Source organism: Synechococcus sp. W55.1 (assembly GCF_047461655.1).
Taxonomy (GTDB): domain Bacteria; phylum Cyanobacteriota; class Cyanobacteriia; order Thermostichales; family Thermostichaceae; genus Thermostichus.
In genome coordinates, this window is the sequence record NZ_JANSHN010000009.1 from 16,209 (window position 1) to 37,849 (window position 21,641).

A 21,641-nucleotide genomic window follows, 5' to 3' on the forward strand; every position below is an offset into this window, starting at 1 on the left:
ATGCGCGGCGACCGCTTGCTGGGTGAGCTTTCCAGCCATGTTGCAAGTATCGAGTCGTCCGGTGGCTCAACGCAGTCGGGTTGAGTATCTTAGTTCAGAGGTGGTGGGGAGGCAAAGCATGGGGATCCTGACAGGCAGCAAACGACGCTGGATAAGATGGGCTGCCGGTGTGCTGGCAGCGGGAGCAGCTCTGGGTGGGGCCGTCTGGGGCTTCTACACCTCATCCTGGGCAGAAACCGCGGAGGTGGCCTCTGCACCAGAAGACAGGGATCCGACGCAACTGCCTCAAACTTCCACAGTGGCCTTTCTGCAAGCCTATGCAGCGCTACAGGCCGGCCAAGCGCAATCTGCCTTGAAGCATTTGCAGGGGCTGGAAGAGAGCCTGCCGGTTCTGAGGGAAGAGATTTGGAAGCTCAGGGCCCAAGCCTATGAACAGTTGCAGGACAAGGAAACAGCCCAAGGGATCTGGTGGCCCAAGATTTTGCAGGAATATCCCCACAGCCCTGTCGCTGCCTATGCCCTCTGGGGGATGGGCCAGGTGGATCGGCTGCGGCAGCAATTTCCCACCCATCCGCTGACCGGACGTGCCCTCAAGCATTTGCTGGAGCTGGATCCCGACCGCTATGACCTGCTGCGGGATTTGGCCCAACATCACCCGCAAACCCCTGGGCTAACGCCGCTGCTGGATCGCTGGCGGCAGGCTCAGGAGGGATCCCTCACGGCTTCCGACTGGCAGATCCTCGCCGATGCCTACTGGGAGCAACGGGAGTACGGCAAAGCTGCCCGGGCCTATGGGCGTGCCCCCGCCACCTCTCAGAACCTCTACCGCTGGGGCCGCAGCCACCAGATCTCGCGGGAGTTTCCCCAGGCCAAAGCGGCTTACCAAGCGCTGCTGGCACAGTTTCCCGATGGGCCAGAGGCTTCTCTCACCCGCCGCCGTTTGGCGGAACTGAGCGACCTGCCGACGGCAATTGAACTCCTCCGACAGGTGGGATCCGGCTCAGATAAAGAAGCTCCAGAGGCGTTGCTTAGCCTCAGCCAGCTCTATGATCGCAACGCCAGCCCCCAATCGGCCCAAGCCACCCGGCAAGCCCTTTGGGATCGCTTTCCAGCCAGCGAAGCTGCAGCCAATGCCGCCTGGACAGTGGCCTGGAGCCAAGCACAAGCAGGCAATCTCAGCCAAGCCATCGCCCTGGCCCAACAGATCGGATCCGCCCAGCGGGATACAGAAATGGGGGCACAACTGCTCTACTGGGCGGGCAAATGGCGGGAACAGCAGGGGGATGTGGCTGCAGCTCGGCAGACCTATCGGCAGGTACTGCGTCAGTTTCCCCACACCTACTACGGCTGGCGGTCGGCAGTGCAACTGGGCTGGCCGGTGGGGGATTTCTACAGCGGGCGCAAAAGGGTTGAGGTGGATTTTCAGCCGGTGCGCCAACCGTTGCCAGGGGTCTCTGCAGTTACGCAAACCCTGCATTTGATGGGAGCCAGCCAACTGGCCTGGGAACGCTGGCAGGGCGAAACTCCCGTGCAGCGGGATCCCCGCCAGATGAGCGTTGCCGAGCGCTTTGTCACGGGCATTTTGCGCAACAGCGCCGGAGAGCACCTGCGGGGCATTAACCAGGTGGCTGCTTTGCGCTTTAGCGAAGAGCCGGATCCCTTGCTGGAGACGTTGAGGCAGCGCCAAGATTTCTGGCAGGCCATCTATCCGCTGCACTACTATGCCGGCCCAGACAATTCCTGGAGCGGGGATCCCTACGCCCAACCCGGCTTGGCCCACTGGTCACGGCAATTTAACCTCAATCCCTTGATGGTGGCGGCTTTGATCCGGCAGGAATCCCGCTTTGAGCCAGAGATCGTCTCGGCCTCGGGGGCTTTGGGCTTGATGCAGGTGATGCCCGCTACTGGCCGCTGGATTGCCCAGCAGATCGGCCTGGCCCAGTACAGCCTCACCAACCCCGCCGACAATCTCTACCTGGGATCCTGGTACTTCGACTACACCCACCGCACCTATCAAGACAACACCTTGCTGGCCCTGGCCAGCTACAATGGTGGCCCCGGCAACGTGGCCAGATGGCTGAACCGCTTTGGCTTCGGGGATCCGGACGTGTTTGTGGAGCAGATCCCCTTCCCCGAAACCCGGGGCTATGTGAAGTCCGTGTTTGGCAACTACTGGAACTACTGGCAGCTCTACACCCAGGAGGGGCGCACTCTGGTCAGCCAGCGACTGCATAACCCCTCGTCTTCTTCATGACTTCCGGTTTTGTCGCGGGAGTGCTGCCGTAGAGGGAGTGGGCTTTTTTCCCACAGTATTCTGGGAGAGTTACAGTTATTCCAAGATTTGGCAGTCAAGATTTGACAGTGCCGTTCGCGCTGACAGGACGGGGTTCTATGGTCTCTGGGTTTGAACAACAGGAGGGCGTTTGCGTTAGCGGTGCGGAGCACTATCAGGGTGCGGCAGAAAAGCAAGCTGCCCGGCAGGAGCTGGCTGTGGATTTTATTCGCCATGGCATAGCCGAGGAACCCCGGCCAGAAGTCGAGGATGCCTTTCGGGCCCTTACAGACGAAGGTCGCAGGCGCTGCCGCAAGATTGCCCGCCAGCTCAAGAACATGGGCTGGAGGTGGGATCTCCTGCTCACCAGTCCCCTGGTGAGGGCTCGGCAGACGGCTGAGATCTTTTTGGACGAGAACCTGGCCGAAGCTGTGGAGGTGTTTGAACCGCTGGCTCCGGGCGGCAGTTTTGCTGACCTGGTGCGCTGGCAAGCAGAGCGGGAACCTCTGGCGTCTTTGGCTCTGGTCGGTCACCAGCCGGATCTGAGCCTGTGGGTGCAAGCGGCTGTTGGTCTAAACCCGGCCAACGCCCACGCGATCACCCTCAAAAAAGCGGGCCTAGCCCAAGTGCGCTTTGCCGAAGGCCGGATTGACTACCGCCAGGGATCCCTGACTTTGTTGCTCTCCCCCAAGGTGGTGCTGCGCTGAGAAGAAGCTGGCTCATCATGATAAACGCCCAACGAGTCGGCCAGAGGTTGTGCCCCTAGGTTCAGCGCTGAGAGGAGGTCAGCCGCTCTCCCAGCAATTGCACACAATAGGCCGCCAGCCCCAACCCCACCATGGCAAACATGAAGGCAATCAGGGAAACGGAACCGACCAGCAGGTAGCGCACCAGAATGCTGATTCCGCGGGCCAACGATCCAATCTCCACCTCAATTGGCGGCAACTTGGCCAACATCGAGAGCAGCAGTTGAAAGAACCCGTAGCCCAAACTGACGGCGATGGCGGCCCCCAAGAGGGCACTGAAAGGATGGGGGGATCCCTGTGGAGAAGAAGACATGGGGCAGCACCGGAAAACTCACCTTTATTCTAGGCTGCAGGTACAATGTGGAAGTTTCTTTTCTTTCCGGCAAGCCTAGGGGTTATGGAGAGCGGATCGGGAGTGGGATCCCACTACGAAGTTTTGGGCGTTTCCGTGGGGGCGACGGCGGAGGAGATCAAGTCCGCCTACCGTCGTTTGGTCAAGTACCACCATCCCGACAGCCTGCTGGCCAAAAAAGATCGGGCCACCTCTGAGCGCATCCGCCAGATCAACGCTGCCTACGCGGTGCTCAAAGATCCGCAATCTCGCCGCGAATACGATCGGCAACTGCACTCCAGCCGCACCTCACCCCGCCCTCAGCCGACGGGATCTCCCCATGAAACCGTCAGCCACGAAGCCATCGCCCGCGCAGCCTGGATCCAACAGGTCTACACCCCCCTAAACCGAGTTTTGGGGCCCCTGCTGTCTTCCCTAGAGCCTCAGTTGCATGCTTTGGCGGCGGATCCCTTTGATCCCAACCTGTTGCAGTCTTTTGCTGACTATCTGGAAGAGTGTGCGCAGAAACTGGCCCAAGCCCAGCAGATCTTTGGCCGCCTCCCCAATCCCAGCAGCCTGGGGGGAGTGGCTTCTCGCCTCTACTACGCCCTCAACCACCTAGAGGACGCTCTAGAGGAGCTGCAGTATTTCCCCCTGAACTTCGACGACCGCCATCTGCACACCGGACAAGAGCTGTTTCGCCGGGCAGGGGGGCTGCGCCTGGAAGCTATGGAAGCTTACGCCAAGAGTTCACCCTAAGCCAGAGCGGGATCCCCCCCTGGGCAGAGAGGGGCGAGGATCATAGGGGATGGGGATGTACTGCACGGAAGGGCGGCCCATGGTGGCCTGTGGGTACAAGTCCATCAGGGCATAGATTTGGGGTGGCAACTCAGTAGAAATGGGCAGGCCCAACCTTTGGGCTTCTTCGGCAGTGATCGGGTAGTCGTGGGTAACTTGTCCACTGGTTAGGTACTGGATGAGGGGCTCGATGCGTTCGGGGGCAATTTTGCGCTTGGGCACATCGTCCTTCAGGAGATCCCGCACGAAGTTCTGTACCTGTTGCATCGCTTTGCGGGCCAGATCTGCCAGGATCAAGGTTTGGTCATCGATTTCGGCAATGGGTTTATCCGCCACCACCTGCAGAATACTGGCGGCAGCATACCCCCCCAACTGTGGATCCACCGGCCCCAGGACTGCATTGGCATCCATGACGATTTCGTCGGCGGCCAGGGCCAGCATCGTCCCCCCCGACATGGCGTAGTGGGGCACAAACACTGTCACTTTGGCCGGATGGCGGATCAAGGCGCGGGCAATTTGCTCCGTAGCCAGCACCAGGCCACCGGGGGTATGCAAAATCAAATCAATCGGGGTATTGGGTGGAGTGAGGCGAATCGCCCGCAATACCTGCTCGGAGTCCTCGATGCTGATGTAGCGGGAAACCGGGATCCCCAAAAAACTGATCGACTCCTGGCGGTGAATGAGCAGAATCACCCGGCTGCCCCGCTTTTGCTCCAACTCCCGAATGGCCATCAAGCGCCGGAACTCTTGGGCACGACGGTTCAGCAGAGGTTGCAAAGAGCTGAAGATCAGGAAAATCCAAAACAGGCTGCCCCAGTCCACTTTCGCACCTCAAGTGGGATCCCTTTGACTCCAGCATAGGGGATCCAAAATCTTCGGCGATCCCTGAGCCTCATGAGTTGGGTTCAGACGCCGCAAAAAAGCGATCCAAAGCCTGCAGCAAATCCGGTACGGAAGCTTGGTCAATCCAGGATCGAATATAAGCCTGCTGCTCCGCCAAGTTTTCAATGCGGCCCAACTTTTGCATGGCCAAGTAGCGGGTTTCTGCCTCGGCGCGATTGGTTTGCAAGTCCAGCCGCTGCTCCGGGGTCAGCGGATACTCCGTTTGGGCCAGCAGGTGATCGGCCACCATCATGAACAGCAGAGGCCCCGCCAATTCCACCTGAGGCTCGGCTTCTGGCTCAGAATCAGCAACAGCGAGATCTTGGAGATCTTGAAAAAGATCCTGACCCAGTTGCAGCAGCTCCTCTGCTGAAGCCGCCCGCAGCACCGTCTCGGCAGCAGCCTGCAGCGGCTCTGGGGAAACCCTGTGGTGGATGGCCAATTCCGCCAGGGCCTGTTCCCATTGATCCCGTTGGGCTTGCACCACAGCCCGCTCTTCTGGAGAAAAGTCCAACCGCTCCAGCAACACCTGCAGAGCCACAGCCCCCACCAACAGGGGGGGGAAGCGCAGCACCGTAGAGGCGGATCCCGCCTGCTCCAAAAAGGCTTCCAAATCCGGGCCAGATCCCCTGTCCAGCAAGTCCTGCAAGTAGGCCAGCACCTCTTGGGGCGAGGTCAACCTGAGGATCCCTCGCACCTGTGCCCGCAAGTCTGCCGGGATCCCAAGGAGCTGCACCTGGGCTTCGGCCCGCGTCTGTGCTTCTGCAATCAACTCCGGCAAATCTGCCGTTGCCCGACCGGCCTGCAACAAAACCTGGCTAGAGTCCTGCAACAGGCTGGCCGCTTCCACAAACAGCAGCACCTGCGGGACTTGCAGCGTTGGCCAAACCATGCTAGCCAAGCTGTGGATCCGCAGGGGATCCCTCCGATTCTGGATTGGCTGGCGCAGCGGGGTGAGCTGAAGTGGGCTTGTGCCAGTGCAGACCGATCAGAGCATCGTACAAAAAGCCCCAAAACTCTCCCTTCTCCCAGATCCCCAGCGTTTGCTGGCAGTTGCGCGCGTCCAGCTCAGGTTTGGCTGCCCAGTAGGCTGCTTGGTATTTGTACCAGGGAACAGAAGGCCAGAGATGGTGGATCAGGTGATAGTTTTGCCCCAACAGCAGAATGTTGGTCAGCCATCCGGGATAGACGCGGGCATTGTACCACCGCTCTTGGGATTGAAAAGGGCGATGGGGCAGGTAGTCAAAAAACAAGCCCAGCAAGAACCCCATGATAAAGGCAGGGGGTAGCCAATAGTTCATGATGTAGTCAGTGTAGCCGAAGTAACCGGCCAGACCAAAGGTCAGGATAACCACCAGCCGACTCAAGCCCCACTCCAGCAGATCCCAGCGACCTTTCCGCCAGAGCTGCCGCTTAAAGAAAAACACCTCATGGTAGAAAAACCGCGGCGCGATCAGCCACAGCGGCCCTCCCGTTGAGACATAGTGATCTGGATCGTCTTCAGGATGGTTGACGTGGGCGTGGTGCTGCATGTGTACCCGCTTAAAGACGGGATAGACAAAACCCTGCAACAGGGCAGAGCCGTGTCCGAGTGCCTCGTTCAGAAAGCGGTTGCGGTGGGCCGAGCCATGGGAAGCATCGTGAATCACCGTGCCCAGAACATAGAGGGCCACAAAATTGAGCCAGAACACCATCCATTTGGGCCAGTGCCAAAAGGCGTACCCGCCAAAGCAAGAGGCCGAAAGCACCACCGCAGCCAAAAACATCAGCAAGGTGGGATTCCAAAATTCCGAGGGTGGCCCCAACAGCTCACGAGGCAATGCGAAAGGTTTTTGGGCTGGTTCAGCAGTAGCAGCAACAGTCATCGGCAGCCATCCTTAGGTGCGCACAGTGCAGACAGAGAGGATGGGTCGAGGCAGCGCGTCCCAGTCATCACACCGAAAAGAGATCGAAGAGATAAGTTTGTTAACTTTCGTTAGTATACGGCAGAGACCTGCCCAGCTTCTCAGCCCAAGCCTTATTTTCCTCACAACCCCAGCCATGGGGGCACCTTCCTCTCCTGGCCAAGGATTCCTGAAGGATCCCGGCAACGGCAAACTGCCCCTGAAGCCAGAGAAAAGCCGTAGTGTGAGGTTTTGTTGCAATTCATGTGCAGATTGCGAGGGGATCCCAGCAGGAGGGGTAATCTAAGGGTCGGTTAACCTGAGCTGAGGATGGAAACCATGATGCCTGTTGTTGCGCTGTTGGCTCTGACCGCTCAAACCAGCCCCTGGTCCCCCCTGAACGCCGTGATCATTCTGCTCTGCACAGGGCTGGCTTACTTGAGCTTCAAATCCTCCTCCGGAGTGGCCTCAGAGACTGGGCCGGTACTGGGAATGACCTGGCCAGAAGTCATCGGGGTTGCCAGCTTTGGCCATTTGTTGGGAGTGGGGGTCGTTTTGGGCCTCTCTAACATTGGCGTTCTCTAGGTCGCCACTTCCTTTACATTTCTTGAACTTAGTCCGGATCCCTGCTTGGTGATGTTACACTCTATTTCGATTCTGAAAAAAGCAGTTCCTTCAGCCGCGTTTTCCCCTGAGGTTTGTTGCCATGTCAGCGATGATGCTCCTGGCCAGTTTGCCGGAAGGCTATGAATTGTTTGACCCGCTGATCGACATTTTGCCGATCATCCCTGTTCTGTTTTTCCTGCTGGCCTTTGTCTGGCAAGCGGCAGTGGGCTTCAAGTGAAGCCATCGCTCCTGCTGAGGTCTTGTCCGGAGGAAACTCAGGCAGGGCCGAGGTGCTTCCCCCCAGCTCCTCTCCCAGGTTGGGGGGTTTGTTGCTATACCCCGGCAAAAGCGACAAGCCGTCTTGTCACTGGTCAAAAACGTAAATGCCAATGACTCCCAAAACTGGGCCAGGGATCCGGCGCTAGGGTTCGCGGTCGAGGACACCGGTAATCCAGAGAACCCCTGCCAAGCAGACGAAGTGGGCAAACGTCACGTTGATGTTGGCGGCCAGCAGCAGCACTCCTGTCACCTGGTTGGCCTGGGTGCGGGAAAACATGCGCGCCAACAGCTCGCCCACTTGGGCTTCCATACCAATCAGAGCGAGGAAGGCCCCAATGAGGCTGATATAGGTGACCAACTGCAACTGCTTGGGCAGATCCAATTGGCTTAAGGCATCGGCAGAAGCTGAGCGGCGCTCCGCGTGGAGCAAGTAGCGCCAGTTGAAGAACAGACCGGCTGCCAGGGTGAGCAACGTAAACAAGGTGAACCAGAAGGCGATGATAGCCCCCAGAGAGTCGTCTCGATAGACGGTATTCTGGCCAATTAAAAAGCCGAACCACAGCAGCAGCGCCGTCGCCCCCAAGATCGCCTGGAACCAAAACCCGAAGCGACGAGTCAGGCGCAAGCGAGACTTCATCCGCTCGACAGCCGCCCGCACTGACGGCGACATGGGCTCGTTCATCTTTTTCCCCCGCTCGACTGGATGAACAGCAACTTCCGCTTCCAGCCTATCTTTATCCTCTGGCCCCAGTCACTTTTATCGGGCTGGCGGTTGGGGATCCTCGCTTTGTAGGCGGAGAATTTCGGCCTCAATGCGCTGTTGCAAAGCTTTGCCCTCTTCGGAGCGGATCAAGAGCGTAATGCGGTTGTAGTCGGGCACGGTCATACCGTGGCGAGTGATGATCTCGGTCGCGGTGCGGATGAATTCTCGCCGGATTTGATCTTTGCTGGCCGGGTCGTTCGTGGCTTGGGAGCGCTTTTGGGCCTCTTGCCGGTGGGGCTCCATCTCCAAGACGATACGGGCGTACCTCGTCACCTGCTCATCGCTCAACACCACAGCGGTGGTGGGGGTTTGGGCCACGGCAAGAGAAACAGTCAGCACAGGGATCCAGGTGCAAACCCAGATCAGGCCCACCAGCGCTTTTTGGGCCACGCTTTGGATTGGAAATGCCGTCCACCGTCTCCGACCTGCTTTGCCTGACACTGCTGATGTCTCCCCACCCGCCAACTGTTGCTCGCGCTGCCTATTTGTGGGCTTTTGGCTCTACTCCGATTCAGCACTCCGATGAACCCGGTAGGCTTCGATGCTACCTGCTCTTCCCCATGAAGGTCAGGGCTGCGCCCACGCTGACAACTGAGCTTGCTTTATCTATTTGACCGAAAACACGTCTCCAGGTTCCAGTCCCTTTCCAGCCTATCTGACCCCCAGAAGGGAGTGGCCTCTGGGATAATGGGGATGAATCGCTGGTTATTGCCCCTATGAACTTGGAACGTCGCCCGGTTTTCCCGTTTACGGCCATCGTTGGCCAAGAGGAGATGAAATTGGCCTTGCTCCTCAACGTGATCGACCCGCGCATTGGCGGAGTGCTGATCATGGGGGATCGCGGCACGGGCAAATCCACCACCATCCGCGCTTTGGCCGACCTGCTGCCCCGGATCGAGGTGGTGAAAGGGGATCCCTTCAACAGCCACCCACGGCAGCGGGACTTGATGAGCGATCAAGTGTGGGAACGGCTCCAAGCAGGGGAAACGCTGGAAAGCACTTGGATCCAGGTGCCGATGGTGGATCTGCCCTTGGGGGCAACGGAAGACCGGGTGTGTGGCACTCTCGACATTGAGCGGGCCTTAGCTCAGGGGGTGAAGGCTTTTGAGCCGGGGCTGTTGGCCAAGGCCAATCGAGGCATCCTTTACGTGGATGAAGTCAACTTGCTGGATGACCACTTGGTGGATGTGTTGCTGGACGCGGCGGCCTCAGGCTGGAACACCGTGGAACGGGAAGGCATTTCCATTCGTCATCCGGCTCGGTTTGTGCTGGTGGGATCCGGCAACCCGGAAGAGGGGGAATTGCGGCCTCAACTGCTGGATCGCTTTGGCATGTTCGTCCAGATCGAAACGGTGCGAGATGCTGCCCTGCGGGTGCGGATCGTGGAGGAGCGCAGCCAGTTCGACGCCGATCCCCAGGCTTTTTTGGCCAAGTATGCCGATTCCCAGCAGCGCCTGCGGGAACGCATCGAAAAAGCCCAACATCTTTTGCCCACCGTGGCAGTGGATCCCGATTTGCGCTTGAAGATCTCCGGAGTGTGTGCGGCTTTGGAGGTGGATGGGCTGCGCGGAGACATTGTCACCAACCGGGCTGCCAAGGCCCTGGCGGCTTTGGAAGGGCGGAGCGAGGTCACCGTCGCCGATATCCGTCGGGTGATCAGCCTGTGTTTGCGCCACCGCCTGCGCAAGGATCCTCTGGAGACCATCGACTCGGGCTACAAGGTGGAAAAAGCCTTCAGCGAAGTGTTCCAGGTGAGCTTGGAGAGCGCCGCCTAGCCCAAGCACTCCGCGCTGCTAGCCCTCACCCCCGGCCCCTCTCCCGGCGAAGGGAAGTTGGGAGCGGCGAACCTCAGCCAAATAGGGCCGCTAACTTGTCGGCAATGGCGGCAATCCAGGCTTGCTCCTGCCGGCTGAAGCTGCGTGGGGTATCGCTCCCCAAAATCAAGCACCCTCGCTGGCCGATGGGCTGGCACAGCACGGCCTGGGATCCGGGGGGCAACAGGCCATCGAACTCGGCGCGGGCCGGGAACAGCTTGAGATCCACCAAATACACGGGCCGCCCCGTCTGCAAGACCCGCTGTAAAACGCTCTTGGGCTGAATGGAGGGCATCTGGCCGGGGGTGGCTAGGATCCCCCGTTGCAGGAGGGTTCGCCCACCCACCCAGATCACCACGGTGCGGGCGGCGGTGGTGCTGAGCAGGGTATGGGAGGCCCAAGCCAGCTCCAGTTTCTCGCTTTCGGAAAGATCGGGATGCCAATCACAGCCGGGGATCCCCTGCAGGGGGGCCGTTTGGGGTGGAAGAGGCTGGATCTGCTGCCACAGCAGGCCGGTCAGGATCAAAACGGCGCTGAGGAGGATCCCCAAGGCATCTGAACGGGACTGGCTGGTAAGCAATTCCGGCGTAAAGGCCAGTCGATTAATAACCAAAAGGACGCTGCCCAAAAGGCCGGTCACCAGAGGCAGCCGCCTCACCCAGCGATTGGGATCCCTGGGGGCTGGAGTGGGTTCAACCGTCAAGGCAGGCTAGGCATAACCTAGAGGAAGTAACGGGAGAGAAGGGAGAAGCTCTTTCCTCTCTGCTCCCTTGAAGATTAAAGAACTGAAGTTCAGTATAAAGCCAACTCAGAGACGGCTCCAAATGCCAAGGCGCTCCTGCTGGGCTTTTTCTTGTAGGCCACCGTAGTAGCTGTCGTACTTGATGTTGTGGCTGTAGGGGATGATGCGGGCCAGGCCATTGCGCACCAACATGGCGTTCATCTGATGGCCTTCTAACCAGACATAGGCCTCCACCAAGCCCGTAGCATCTACGTTGCGCAGCAGCTTATCCCCTTCCAGCTTGACGGTGCGGTAGAGGATGCGCTCCCGCATCAGTTCAATGGCTTGCTGGTAATAGGGGTTTTCTTCCGGGCTGAGGCCCTCGATCCCGGCCAACCGGATCAGGCGCATCTTCTGTTCCCCTTCGATTTGCACCACCAAGGTGTCGCCGCTCACCACCCGCACCACAACCGCATCGGGGTAGCGATCGAAGCGGTGGTTGTCGAAGTAGAACGGGGTATCGGGAACGACCCGAGGCTCTCCAAACCCGTGGCCGGGAAGGACGGGTATGGTCATAAGCAATCCCAATGCAGCAGAGCCGAGAGCAATACGCTGGAACATGACCTTATCTCCCACTTTGGACACGGCCCCCTCTCTTTTTTCCGCCGGGGAGTTTCCGGTGGCAACACTTAAAGCGTAATGGTAGCGGCAACTGTCTAGAAAACAACCCCGCCGCAGGTTTGGAAGGGATCCCAGCCGGCAGTAATTCTGCAGATCTGCTGGGGGTTGGGTTGCCCAAGGTTCCCAGGCGACTGCGCCATTTCTGCTGACTTTTCTCCAGTTCCTCCAGCTCTTCCCGCAATTGCCGGGCGGATTTGTCGCTGATGTTTCTCAGCCTTGAATGGGGATTGGGCTGGTCTCTTTCTCTGGAGAGGCTGTTTGGCAGGTGGGAATTCAGGATCCGTCTAGCCGAGGGGATTTTGGGGGAGAAACTCCCGATCCAGGGGCAGGGGGGCGACAGGTTGGGTGAGGGTAAATTGGCCGCTTTCTATCCACTGCTTGAGGATTTCGGCAATTTGTATGGAGCGGCGCAAGCTGGCCAGGGGAGCGGTGCGAATCTTGCGGCCATTGAGGGTGATCTGGCCAGATTTGAGTTGGGCATAGCTCACTAAGCCAAAGGTGGGCCGCACCCGGCGGGGAATGGAAAAGTCAATCACGGGGGCAACCAACTCCTCATCCCGAATGGCAATGGCCTCCAAATCCGCAGGAGCAAGGATGGGGATGGGGATCCCGACCCCCAACATCAAGCTGGGGCCGTAGTTGCGGAAGTAGCAGCCCCTCACCCATTCCGCCTGCATTTGCTTGGCATCCCCAATCAGGGCTAGAGTGGCCGCCGGGCCGATGGGAGTTTGGTTGGGCAATCGCTTTTGCAGCGGAAAGTGTTGGGTGCCCTCCCAGGCGACGTAGCCGATGCCGCCTCCCAAAAAGATGCGGCTGCCGATCCCCACCCGGCGCAACAGGGGATCGTTCAACAAGGGGGATAGCTCTCCTGGGTTGGAATAGACGGCATTGCCCAGATGCGGTTCCAACAGACCCAAGTAGGTGTACAAAGGCCGATCCCCGCCGTTCACCCCGACGATGAAGTTTTGGTAGGCATTGCGGGGGTTGAACAGGTAAAACTGGTTGAGCTGATCCCGAGTCAGGGTGGTCTCGTAGTCGGCGCGGGGGTAACAATCGGTCACTTGGCCGATGGCCCGCAAATGGACGCGCTTGCCCGCCACCAGGTCGGCAATGACATGGCCGCCCCCATAGGCTTGATCCGCTTGCTCGCTGGGTTGGGCTGCCCCCAGGTAAAGATCCACCGCGCCAAATCCGGCATAGGCCGGTACCCCGTTCAGCCAAGCTTGGCGAATCTTGATGGGCGGATCCGTATGGCCCAGGTTCACAATGGCTCCTGAAGACTCCATTGGCTCAAAGGTGCCGGTGGTGATCACATCCACCTGCTCAAAGGCTTCCTGGATCCCCAAGGTGGCCAGCTTGGCTTTGGCTTCCAGGGCCGTCCACACCCGCACCTGGCCTTTGGCAATGCGTTGGTTAATCTGGTCTAGGGTTCTCTCCATGGGATGTAAAGATCGCAATGGTTGGTCGCGTTGGCGGTGTGGAGCACTAGGCAGTCTTGATCGCTTGATCGTCGAGGGATCCGCTCCCATCTTGAATTCTCTCGTGAGGCAGCTCTTGGGACTGGCTCAATGAATAGCTTAAATGGACGGGGATCTGGGCCGGTGGGGCTTAAGGGGATCCGGCAGTATGGGCCGCTTTTGCCGGCGTTGGGGTTGGTGGGCCTGCTCTACGGCGGGGGGCTGCTGCTGGCTCTGGCCCAGAGTGTGGGCCTCTACGGCCTGGGCGAGAGGGGGTTTACCCTGCAGGGGTATGGGGAGCTGCTGCGGGATGCGGAAGTCGGGGGATCCCTGTTGCTCAGCCTCAGAATCGCTCTGTTGGCAACGGGGTTGGCGCTGCTTTTGGGGCTGGGGCTGGCGCTGCTGTTGCGGGGGGTGGGGGGGTGGGCCATCTGGCTTGGCCAGTTGACGCTGCCGATTCCTCATTTGGTGGGGGTGGCGGGGATGCTGCTGCTGCTGGGGCCCAGCGGTTGGCTGGCGCGGCTGGCCTTCCAACTGGGCTGGATTGCCTCGGATCAGGATTTTCCCTTGTGGGTGAACGACCGCGGCTATGTGGGGGTGTTGCTCTATTGGCTTTGGAAGGAGATCCCCTTTGCCGCTCTGGTGGCGCTGACGCTGCTGCGCGGGATGGGATCCGAGCTGGAGCAACAGGCCCGGCTGCTGGGGGCTTCTGCCGCCCAGACGTTTTGGTATGTAACGCTGCCCTTGCTGAGGCCGGGGCTGCTGGCCACCGGGATTCTCATCTTCGGCTTTGTCTTCAGCGCCTTTGAGGTTCCCTTGCTCTTAGGGCCCACCTACCCGCGCACCTTGCCCGTTCTGATCTATCAGCGCTTCACCCACATCAACCTGGAGCAGCGGCAGCAGGCGGTGGCGCTGGGGATCATCCTGCTGGCTGTCTCGGCAGCGGTGGTCAGCCTAATCGGAGGGCTGTTTGCAGCCAGAGTATCCTTTCTGCAGCTGCCGTTTGGCTCAGCGGGACGGAGTCCTTGGAGAAAGCCGTGAAAGGACGCAGATGGATTGGGGGATCCCTGCTCCGCCTTGGGGTGGCCGGAGTGGCCCTCCTTTGGGCTTTGCCCTTTGGGGTGCTGGCCCTTTGGGCCTTCACGCGGGCCTGGTATTTTCCCGATGCCCTGCCCCGGGCATGGAGCATAGCCGGTTGGCAGCAACTGCTGAGCTGGGGATCCCAGTTCCGGGCAGCCTTCGGCCAGAGCTTGCAAATTGCCCTGTTTACCACCCTGCTGGCCTTGGGGGTGGGGATCCCGGCAGGGCGAGTTTTGGGCACCCGTCCCGTGCCTGCCTGGCTGCGCCTGCTGCTGCTATTGCCCATCATCACCTCTCCTTTGGCCGTATTGATGGGCATCCAAGGGGTGCTGATTCGCCTGCGGCTGGACAGTACCCTGCTGGCGGTGGTTTTGGTGCATCTGATCCCCACCATTCCCTACATGGCTCTGGTGATGGGCAGTGTGTTCGCCCGTTTCGACCGCGGCTACGAGGCGCAGGCCCGCTGTTTGGGGGCGGATCCCTGGCAGGTGTGGTGGCAGGTAACGTTGCCCCTCATTGCCCCTGGGGCAGCCATTGGGGCGGTATTTGCCTTTTTGATCTCCTGGAACGAATTTTTGCTCACCTTCTTCGTCGGCGGTGGGCGGGTTCTCACGCTGCCAATGCTGCTCTACAGCCTTTTGCAAGGGGGAAACAATACCCTGGTGGCTGCAGTGGCCTTCCTGTCGCTGCTGCCGGGGTGGTTGGCCTTGCTGGGGGCCAGCGTCTGTTTGGGGCAGGCCATCGGGCTACCCCCCGCAGAGGCTCAAGAGGAAGAGAGCTAATATCCCTTCAGGGCCAGGTTGGGCCGTTGCAGAGCAGCTCCCACCCGTTGAACCTGAGTTTTGAAGCTGCCATCTCGCTCCAACCATATCTGCCTCAGGGCAGGGGGAATTACCTCCAGGCCAAACTGGGGGCTCTTGGGACGAAATTGCACACAGGTTGAGGGACAAGCCAGGTAATCAACCCCCTCCCGCCGGCGGTGCAGGTCTTGGTGAATATGGCCGAATACAACGAGGCGGATGTGGTCGAACTCGTCCAGAACCCCAAACAACCGCTCCGGCTGCTGCAGGGCACTTTGATCCAGCCAGGCAGAATCCACCGAAAAAGGGGGATGGTGCAAGGCCAACAAAACATGGTGTTGGGCGGCTTTGCTCCGCTGCAATTCCTGTCTCAGCCACAGCAGCGTGCGCTCCGTCAGGTAACCGCTATCTTTGCCGGGCACGAGGGAGTTCAACAAAATAAAGCTCCAATTTTCCCGGCTGAAGCTCTTGTCCCCAAATAGCCGCTCGGCATGAAGCTCTTGGTTCATGGTGTGCAGGCGATCGTGGTTGCCTGCCAACCAGTAAGTATCGATGGGGAGAGCCTGCAAATGGGCTCTCAAACGGGCGTAAGATGCCGCACTGCCATCTTGAGAGAGATCTCCGGTAAGCAGCAGCAGATCCGGCAAGGGATCCAGAGCGGCAATGGCCTTTTGCACCTGCAGGAAAGAGGCTTCCGTGTCCACCCCCAGCAGCCGGTGATGGGGCTTGGCAAACAGATGCAGGTCGCTGATCTGAACCACGTATACGGTCATAGAGCAGGCCCAAGAGGGTGGGATCCCATCTCCGCAGGTTCAAAACACTACCGTTCTAGCACCAGATGGCCCGGCTGGAACCCGTAGGTAGGGTCATTTCGATTCAAGCTAGGACACTGCACCCACACCCAAAACGTTGGTCGCGTCTTCGCGTCAGCGTTGCGGAGCAATAATCCCCAGAACCACAAGGCTTTTCTCAGTAGCCCAGGCGTCTCGCCCCCAACCTAAAATGACCATAACTCAGCCCTAAAGGGCTCAACCTTAACCTACCCAAGTCCGTCAACCCGGTTCAATCCCTTGAGAAAATCCTCTCAGGAAAAGCTTTAGGAAACATTCAGAGATCGGCCCACGTTCCTAAAAGCAGCCTGCACCTGAGGCCAGCGGGATTCCTGGGTAGAGGCTGTCAGCGTATAGAGGCGATGGTGCCGAACGGTTACCGTCACCACCTCGTGGCGAAGCTGGGATCCCATATCGGTTTGGTATTCCAGCAGGTAATAGGGGTGCTCCTGCCGCTCAAAGGCTTCGGCAGCCAACAGCTTGGCCGAGCGACCGGATCCCTCAGGGGCTATGATCTTCTCCGCCACCAACTGCCCCACCTCAGCCGGGCTGCCCAGATCGGCAATCGTCTCCCCTTTGTCAAATGGGGCGATCATCAAGCTGACGTTCTCGGTCTCGTACACCAGGTCGCGCAGGAGAACCACTGGCCCTTTTCCCGGCCCAAGATTGACCGCCACCATGCCATTGGGGTAGGCAAAAGCAAAGGCTCCGCTGGGATCCCTGTAGGCCCGTAGGTTAGAGCCTGCGGAACAGGCACCGACCACCAAGCTGAGGCAGACACAGAGCAGCAACAGCGCTCTAGACAGCCACGGGCTGGTTGCGTAAGTGGGCCACAGGCCTGATCGGGCAGAATGCGCGCCTCGTGCTGCTGACATTGCTGGGATCCTCTCCTCAGATGGGTTGCCTATTGTTCCTTTATCATCCTAGTACGAGCGCACTCCCTCTAGCCCGTTGACCGTCAATTCCCAACGGAAAACTCCCCCTGCAACTTAGCAGCGGGGTTGCCGACGTGGGTTGAAAAGCGAGGGATCCCCAAGCTTGGAAGCAACTGCTGCTATTGGGGGAGCCGCTTCTCGAAATCCAGATCCGGTAGCGGCAGGTTGGCCTGGGCACCTCCTTGGCCGGTGAGCATTGCCAAGCGGCGGGAGATTTCGTCGTCCATGGCCATTTCATCCAGTTGGGCAGCAATCTGCTCGCTGCGATCTTCCGAGAGTTCGCTCATGGCTCGGGATTTGAGCTGGCGAGCCTGGATAGCATTCTTTGCCGCCTCAAATTGGGACTTGGCCGAGTCGATGTTGTAGGAGTTGTTGACGCGGGTCATCTGCTCCAGAGCTTGGTTCACCTCGTTGATGTCTTTGAGGTTGCTCAGCTCGCTCTTGTAAGCGGCCAATCGCTCTTTCTCGCGGGCCAGCTTTTGCTTGGCGGCGTTGACGTAGCGCTCGGCAGTTTCCACGTTCTCCTTAAGGGGGCCGAGAATGGCCTCAATTTGCAGCGCTTGGGACATAGCCAGGCGGGCAGCCTCTTGATCGCCCCGTTGGGCGGCCAGGCGAGCTTTGTTCTCCAGGGCCTGGTACTCCCGCACCTTTTGCATGTACTTCTGCTCAGCCCGCTGATAGGCGGCTACTTGGGTGGCAACGGCTTCCGTGAGACGCTGAACCGTCTCCTGCATCGTGCGTAGGGATTCTTCCGCCACCATCACCGCCCCTGTGCCACCTTTCTCCACCGGGATCCCCCACAGCCAGTTCCAAGTTCCGACGATGACGCTGCCGGCCCGTTGCCCAAAAATGCCGTAGATGATCTTGCGTGCGCCCATGGCTTGACCCTCCTGCCTACGCGTGCCTCTACTGTATTTAATTTCTCCCCAACTGGAAAGATCTCAGGGATCCGGCAAGTGGACAAATTCAAATCCCCGCTTCTTCAAAGTTGGGATCAACTGCCGCGTTACCTCAACCACTTGGGCTCCTCCTTGTACCCCATCGTGCAGCACGATTAAGGAGCCAGGCCGCACCTGGGCCAGCACCCGCTCCACTACCACCGATACCGGTGGGATCAGCCAATCCTCAGGCACCACGCTCCACATCACCGGACAAAAGCCCCAACGGCGCAAATCCGCAAGCGTCTGCGGCCAAAACAAGCCATTGGGCGGGCGCACAGCCCGATAATCGTCAGGGATCCCGCCACAGGCAGCCACGAGGGTGGTTTGGCTGCGCTTCAGGCTCTGATAAAGCTCTCCAGGGGCAAGCTCGGTAAAAGGGCGATGCTGCCAGCCGTGAAGGCCAATGCGGTGGCCTTGTTGGCGGATCTGACGGGCCAGGTGGGGCCAGCGCTGCACCCGTTCTCCCAACACAAAAAACGTGGCCGGCACCTGAAAATCCATCAAAACCTGCAACAAAGCAGGGGTGTACTCAGGGTGAGGGCCATCGTCAAAGGTCAGAGCCACCCGCTGGGTACAGGGATCTGCCGGCAACTCCCACAGGCCGTCGGGAAAGAGGGTCTTGAGGCCCCAATGCAGGGGTGGGTAGAGAGATGGGGGCAGGATTTGCTGAGAAGAGAAGAGCATTGTGGCGGGCTGTATTTTGTCCAGAACCAGAGGCCAATGCTTTGGGTGATCAACTGGGTAACAAATTTAGGTATTGCCGATTGAGCCAACCAATTGAAAAAATGGGCATGAGCATTGTAGCCCGCAAAACGGAAATCAGGGTTGGCGGGCCCGTCGATGGGCTTTTGGATCTCGTCCTAGCCAGTTGTGATTACAGATTGTGCCTACAGATTGTGATTACAGAAGTTGCCATTGGGTGTCGGCAGCAGCCCGCCGCTCGAGTTCTTGAGACGGATGTGGGATCCCTTCTGCCCATAGCCCAGATCCGATAGGCTAGATTCACCCTCAAGGTATCAGCTGATGGCTTGGCAAACTCCAACACTGCTGCTGGTGGATGGTCACTCTTTGGCTTACCGCTCCTTCTACGCCTTTGCCTACAGCCGCGAGGGGGGGTTGCGCACTTCCACTGGGATCCCCACCAGCGTCAGCTTTGGCTTTTTGAAATCGCTGTTAGAAGTCTTGGACAAATACACCCCTACCCATGTAGCCGTTGCCTTTGATACACGGCAGCCCACTTTTCGCCACGAGGCCGACGAAACCTACAAATCAGGCCGCCCGGAAACGCCACCGGAGTTTATCGAAGATGTGGAGAACCTGAAGCAGGTGTTGACGGCACTACGCATCCCGATTTTGGTGGTGCCTGGTTTTGAAGCCGATGACATTTTGGGCACCCTCAGTAGGCTAGCCCCCCAAGATTACCGGGTGCAGATCTTAAGTGGCGATCAAGATCTGTTCCAGTTGATCGATACCGATGGAAGAGTTCGGGTTTTGCACCTCAACAGCAAAGATCGCATCAGCGAGTTTGGCCCCGAACAAGTGAAAGAAAAATTGGGCATCTGGCCTTGGCAGGTGGTGGATTATAAGGCCCTCTGTGGTGACCCTTCTGACAACATTCCCGGGGTGAAAGGGATCGGCCCCAAGCGAGCTGTGGAGCTGCTGGAGCGCTACGGCAGTTTGGATGAAATTTTCGACCACCTGGACGAGATCCAAGGAAAAGTCCAGCAATACCTCAAAGAAGGGATCCCGGCGGCCCAGCACTCGCAATTTATGGCTCGGATCAAATGCGACGTTCCTCTTTCTCCCGACTGGGAGAGCATGAAATTAACCGGGTTTGATCAAGCAGAATTGCTGCCGCTGCTGGAAAAATTGGAGTTTCACAGCTTCATCGCCCAAGTGCGCAAAATACAAACGGCTTTGGGGGGGATCCCAACCGAGGCAGAGGTGGTTGGCGCTTTTAATCCCACCGGGGATCCCGCAAACGCTCCTGACGAAGCCCTGTGGTTTGATTTTGCCGTGGATCCCGTCCCTTCTCTGCCGGCGGTGCGCATCATCGATACGCCGGAGCAACTGGAGCTTTTGCGGCAAGAGCTGCTGGCCTGCCCAGGAATTGTAGCTTGGGATACCGAAACTACCAGCCTAGATCCACGGGATGCCCAATTGGTGGGGATTGGCTGTTGTTGGTCAGAGGGAGATATCGCCTACTTGCCCATCGGCCACCGCCAGGGATCCAACCTGGATTGGGAGCTGGTTAAACAAAGCCTGCAACCCCTTTGGGAAGATCCCAACCGACCCAAAAGCCTACAAAACTGTAAGTACGACCTGAGCATTTTCCGCGCCCACGGGATCCGCCTGCAAGGGATCCGATTTGATCCCATGTTGGCCAGCTACGTTTTGGATCCAGAAGCCAGCCACAACTTGGCCGATTTGGCAGCCACCCATTTGAATTTGCCGACCACCAGCTACAAAAAGTTGCTGGGCAAGGAACAGTCCATCGCCGACATCCCGATTTCCAAAGTTGCAGAATACTGTGGAACCGACGCCTATTGTGCCTATCGTCTGGTGCCAATCCTCACCGAAAAGCTGCAGAAAACCGATCCACGCCTGTGGGATCTTTTTATTCAAGTCGAGCTGCCCTTGGCCCAAGTTTTGGAAGAGATGGAGTGGATCGGCATTCGCGTTGATACCGAGTTTCTGAGGCAATTTTCCCAAGAGCTGGAACAAGAGCTGCAAAGTTTGGAGCAGAAAGCCTATGCCCAGGCCGGAGAGACCTTCAACCTCAATTCTCCCAAACAACTGGGATCCCTGCTTTTTGAAAAGCTGAAATTGGATCCTCGCAAAACCCGCAAAACGGCCACCGGCTATTCCACCGATGCCTCGGTTTTGGAAAAGCTAGAGGGGGATCATCCTCTCATCGAAACCATTGTGCAATACCGCACCTTGGCCAAGCTGAAATCGACCTATGTGGATGCTCTGCCTGCCCTGGTAAGAAGCGATACCGGCAGAGTCCACACCGACTTTAACCAAACCGTTACTGCCACCGGCAGGCTCAGCTCCTCAAACCCCAACTTGCAAAATATTCCCATTCGCACCGAGTTCAGTCGCCGGATTCGACAAGCTTTTATTCCCCAAGAGGGATGGCTATTGGCGGCAGCAGATTACTCTCAAATTGAGCTGCGCATTTTGGCCCACCTCAGCCAAGAACCTGCCTTGCTGGAAGGCTTTCGCTCAGGGGAAGATGTGCATACCCTGACCGCCCGCCTGCTCCTGGAAAAACAGGAAATAACCAGCGAAGAACGCCGCCTGGCCAAAACGATCAACTATGGGGTGATCTATGGCATGGGAGCGCAGCGCTTTGCCCGCACTGCGGGGGTTTCTCTATCCGAAGCCAAGCAATTTTTACAGCGATTTAACGAGCGCTACGCCGGTATTTTCGCCTACCTGCGCTCCACCGAAGCCTTTGTGGAAAAACATGGCTATGTGGAAACGATCTTGGGTCGCCGTCGCTATTTTCCCAATTTGTCCCGTCTGACAGGCCATCGCAAACAAGCCGAATTGCGGGCGGCTGTGAATGCCCCCATCCAGGGATCCGCCTCGGACATTATCAAAGTAGCAATGGTGCGCCTGCGGCAAAAGCTGCAGAACTTTCGTTCCCGCTTGCTCCTGCAAGTGCATGATGAGCTGGTGTTTGAGGTGGATCCCTCGGAATGGCAGGCCCTAAAACCGCTGATCCAAACAGAAATGGAAGGAGCGGTGCCCCTCTCCATACCGCTGGTGGTGGATATCCAAATTGGCCACAATTGGAAGGAAGCCAACTAGACC

The 21,641-nt window shown here is 58.6% G+C and carries 23 protein-coding genes; 10 read left to right on the top strand and 13 right to left on the bottom strand.

Going from position 1 to position 21,641, the window contains the following annotated elements; translation table 11 throughout:
• The first annotated feature begins 37 nt into the window (after nt 1-37).
• Nucleotides 38-2,254, top strand: a complete 2,217-nt coding sequence (locus tag NW816_RS06005) for a transglycosylase SLT domain-containing protein (RefSeq protein ID WP_414408573.1) — start codon at nt 38-40, stop codon at nt 2,252-2,254.
• A gap of 137 nt (nt 2,255-2,391) precedes the next feature.
• Nucleotides 2,392-2,979 carry a phosphohistidine phosphatase SixA gene (sixA, locus tag NW816_RS06010; protein ID WP_414408574.1) on the top strand — a complete coding sequence of 196 codons (588 nt, stop codon included), beginning with the start codon at nt 2,392-2,394 and terminating at the stop codon, nt 2,977-2,979.
• 61 nt (nt 2,980-3,040) lie between these two features.
• On the opposite strand, the gene NW816_RS06015 is transcribed toward sixA, so the two are convergent.
• The gene (locus NW816_RS06015; RefSeq protein WP_414408575.1) at nt 3,041-3,331 is read right to left on the bottom strand and encodes a DUF3082 domain-containing protein; all 291 of its coding nucleotides are present in this window, start codon (nt 3,329-3,331) and stop codon (nt 3,041-3,043) included.
• 84 nt (nt 3,332-3,415) lie between these two features.
• Between NW816_RS06015 and NW816_RS06020 the strand changes: the two genes are divergently transcribed.
• Entirely contained in the window at nt 3,416-4,108 is a 693-nt protein-coding gene (locus tag NW816_RS06020; RefSeq protein ID WP_414408576.1) for a J domain-containing protein, read from the top strand.
• Here the strand turns inward: NW816_RS06020 and NW816_RS06025 are convergent.
• The 3 genes from NW816_RS06025 to NW816_RS06035 all read right to left on the bottom strand — a co-directional run bounded on the left by NW816_RS06025 (nt 4,100) and on the right by NW816_RS06035 (nt 6,894).
• On the bottom strand, nt 4,100-4,969 hold the full coding sequence (locus tag NW816_RS06025; RefSeq protein ID WP_414350282.1) for an SDH family Clp fold serine proteinase: 870 nt from the start codon (nt 4,967-4,969) through the stop codon (nt 4,100-4,102). The two genes, NW816_RS06020 and NW816_RS06025, sit on opposite strands and share 9 nt — an antisense overlap.
• Nucleotides 4,970-5,039: 70 nt before the next feature.
• Nucleotides 5,040-5,921, bottom strand: coding sequence for a hypothetical protein (locus tag NW816_RS06030; protein WP_414408577.1), 882 nt, complete (start codon nt 5,919-5,921; stop codon nt 5,040-5,042).
• A 1-nt stretch (nt 5,922) separates the two neighbouring features.
• Nucleotides 5,923-6,894: a fatty acid desaturase gene (locus NW816_RS06035; protein WP_414381682.1), complete on the bottom strand. Its 972-nt coding sequence runs from the start codon at nt 6,892-6,894 to the stop codon at nt 5,923-5,925.
• 357 nt (nt 6,895-7,251) lie between these two features.
• Between NW816_RS06035 and psaK the strand changes: the two genes are divergently transcribed.
• Together psaK and NW816_RS06045 are read left to right on the top strand one after the other, a co-directional pair.
• On the top strand, nt 7,252-7,497 hold the full coding sequence (psaK, locus tag NW816_RS06040; protein WP_011431775.1) for a photosystem I reaction center subunit PsaK: 246 nt from the start codon (nt 7,252-7,254) through the stop codon (nt 7,495-7,497).
• 121 nt (nt 7,498-7,618) lie between these two features.
• Nucleotides 7,619-7,756 carry a photosystem II reaction center protein K gene (locus NW816_RS06045; protein ID WP_414350277.1) on the top strand — a complete coding sequence of 46 codons (138 nt, stop codon included), beginning with the start codon at nt 7,619-7,621 and terminating at the stop codon, nt 7,754-7,756.
• A 183-nt stretch (nt 7,757-7,939) separates the two neighbouring features.
• Here the strand turns inward: NW816_RS06045 and NW816_RS06050 are convergent, their stop codons facing one another.
• Both NW816_RS06050 and NW816_RS06055 read right to left on the bottom strand, forming a co-directional pair.
• A complete protein-coding gene (locus NW816_RS06050) occupies nt 7,940-8,479 on the bottom strand; it encodes a DUF3611 family protein (protein WP_011431777.1) in 540 nt (179 codons plus the stop codon).
• Between the two features lie 75 nt (nt 8,480-8,554).
• Nucleotides 8,555-8,950 (bottom strand): DUF4168 domain-containing protein, encoded by a 396-nt coding sequence (locus NW816_RS06055; RefSeq protein ID WP_414408578.1) that lies wholly within the window; start codon nt 8,948-8,950, stop codon nt 8,555-8,557.
• A gap of 326 nt (nt 8,951-9,276) precedes the next feature.
• Between NW816_RS06055 and bchI the strand changes: the two genes are divergently transcribed.
• Entirely contained in the window at nt 9,277-10,335 is a 1,059-nt protein-coding gene (gene bchI, locus NW816_RS06060) for a magnesium chelatase ATPase subunit I (protein WP_414408579.1), read from the top strand.
• Between the two features lie 73 nt (nt 10,336-10,408).
• Here the strand turns inward: bchI and NW816_RS06065 are convergent, their stop codons facing one another.
• From NW816_RS06065 to NW816_RS06075, 3 genes are all read right to left on the bottom strand, one after another.
• Complete coding sequence (locus tag NW816_RS06065) at nt 10,409-11,077, bottom strand: cofactor assembly of complex C subunit B (RefSeq protein WP_414408580.1); 669 nt, start codon at nt 11,075-11,077, stop codon at nt 10,409-10,411.
• Nucleotides 11,078-11,182: 105 nt separating this feature from the next.
• Nucleotides 11,183-11,671: a thermonuclease family protein gene (locus tag NW816_RS06070; protein WP_414408581.1), complete on the bottom strand. Its 489-nt coding sequence runs from the start codon at nt 11,669-11,671 to the stop codon at nt 11,183-11,185.
• Between the two features lie 389 nt (nt 11,672-12,060).
• Complete coding sequence (locus NW816_RS06075) at nt 12,061-13,215, bottom strand: homocysteine biosynthesis protein (protein WP_414408582.1); 1,155 nt, start codon at nt 13,213-13,215, stop codon at nt 12,061-12,063.
• A 129-nt stretch (nt 13,216-13,344) separates the two neighbouring features.
• Between NW816_RS06075 and NW816_RS06080 the strand changes: the two genes are divergently transcribed.
• Entirely contained in the window at nt 13,345-14,274 is a 930-nt protein-coding gene (locus tag NW816_RS06080; protein ID WP_011431804.1) for an ABC transporter permease, read from the top strand.
• A complete protein-coding gene (locus tag NW816_RS06085; RefSeq protein WP_414408583.1) occupies nt 14,271-15,095 on the top strand; it encodes an ABC transporter permease in 825 nt (274 codons plus the stop codon). Before NW816_RS06080 ends, NW816_RS06085 begins: the two co-directional genes overlap by 4 nt.
• On the opposite strand, the gene cpdA is transcribed toward NW816_RS06085, so the two are convergent.
• From cpdA to NW816_RS06105, 4 genes are all read right to left on the bottom strand, one after another.
• The gene (cpdA, locus tag NW816_RS06090; RefSeq protein ID WP_011431802.1) at nt 15,092-15,886 is read right to left on the bottom strand and encodes a 3',5'-cyclic-AMP phosphodiesterase; all 795 of its coding nucleotides are present in this window, start codon (nt 15,884-15,886) and stop codon (nt 15,092-15,094) included. The genes NW816_RS06085 and cpdA overlap by 4 nt on opposite strands.
• A 323-nt stretch (nt 15,887-16,209) precedes the next feature.
• Nucleotides 16,210-16,734 (bottom strand): photosystem II reaction center PsbP, encoded by a 525-nt coding sequence (psbP, locus tag NW816_RS06095; RefSeq protein WP_011431801.1) that lies wholly within the window; start codon nt 16,732-16,734, stop codon nt 16,210-16,212.
• A 263-nt stretch (nt 16,735-16,997) separates the two neighbouring features.
• Nucleotides 16,998-17,756, bottom strand: a complete 759-nt coding sequence (locus NW816_RS06100; RefSeq protein WP_414329450.1) for a PspA/IM30 family protein — start codon at nt 17,754-17,756, stop codon at nt 16,998-17,000.
• A gap of 63 nt (nt 17,757-17,819) precedes the next feature.
• Nucleotides 17,820-18,503 (bottom strand): polysaccharide deacetylase family protein, encoded by a 684-nt coding sequence (locus NW816_RS06105; RefSeq protein ID WP_414408584.1) that lies wholly within the window; start codon nt 18,501-18,503, stop codon nt 17,820-17,822.
• A gap of 80 nt (nt 18,504-18,583) precedes the next feature.
• Between NW816_RS06105 and NW816_RS06110 the strand changes: the two genes are divergently transcribed.
• Both NW816_RS06110 and polA read left to right on the top strand, forming a co-directional pair.
• Nucleotides 18,584-18,814, top strand: coding sequence for a hypothetical protein (locus NW816_RS06110; protein ID WP_414355428.1), 231 nt, complete (start codon nt 18,584-18,586; stop codon nt 18,812-18,814).
• Between the two features lie 28 nt (nt 18,815-18,842).
• Entirely contained in the window at nt 18,843-21,638 is a 2,796-nt protein-coding gene (polA, locus tag NW816_RS06115) for a DNA polymerase I (RefSeq protein WP_414408585.1), read from the top strand.
• The last annotated feature ends 3 nt before the right edge of the window (nt 21,639-21,641 follow it).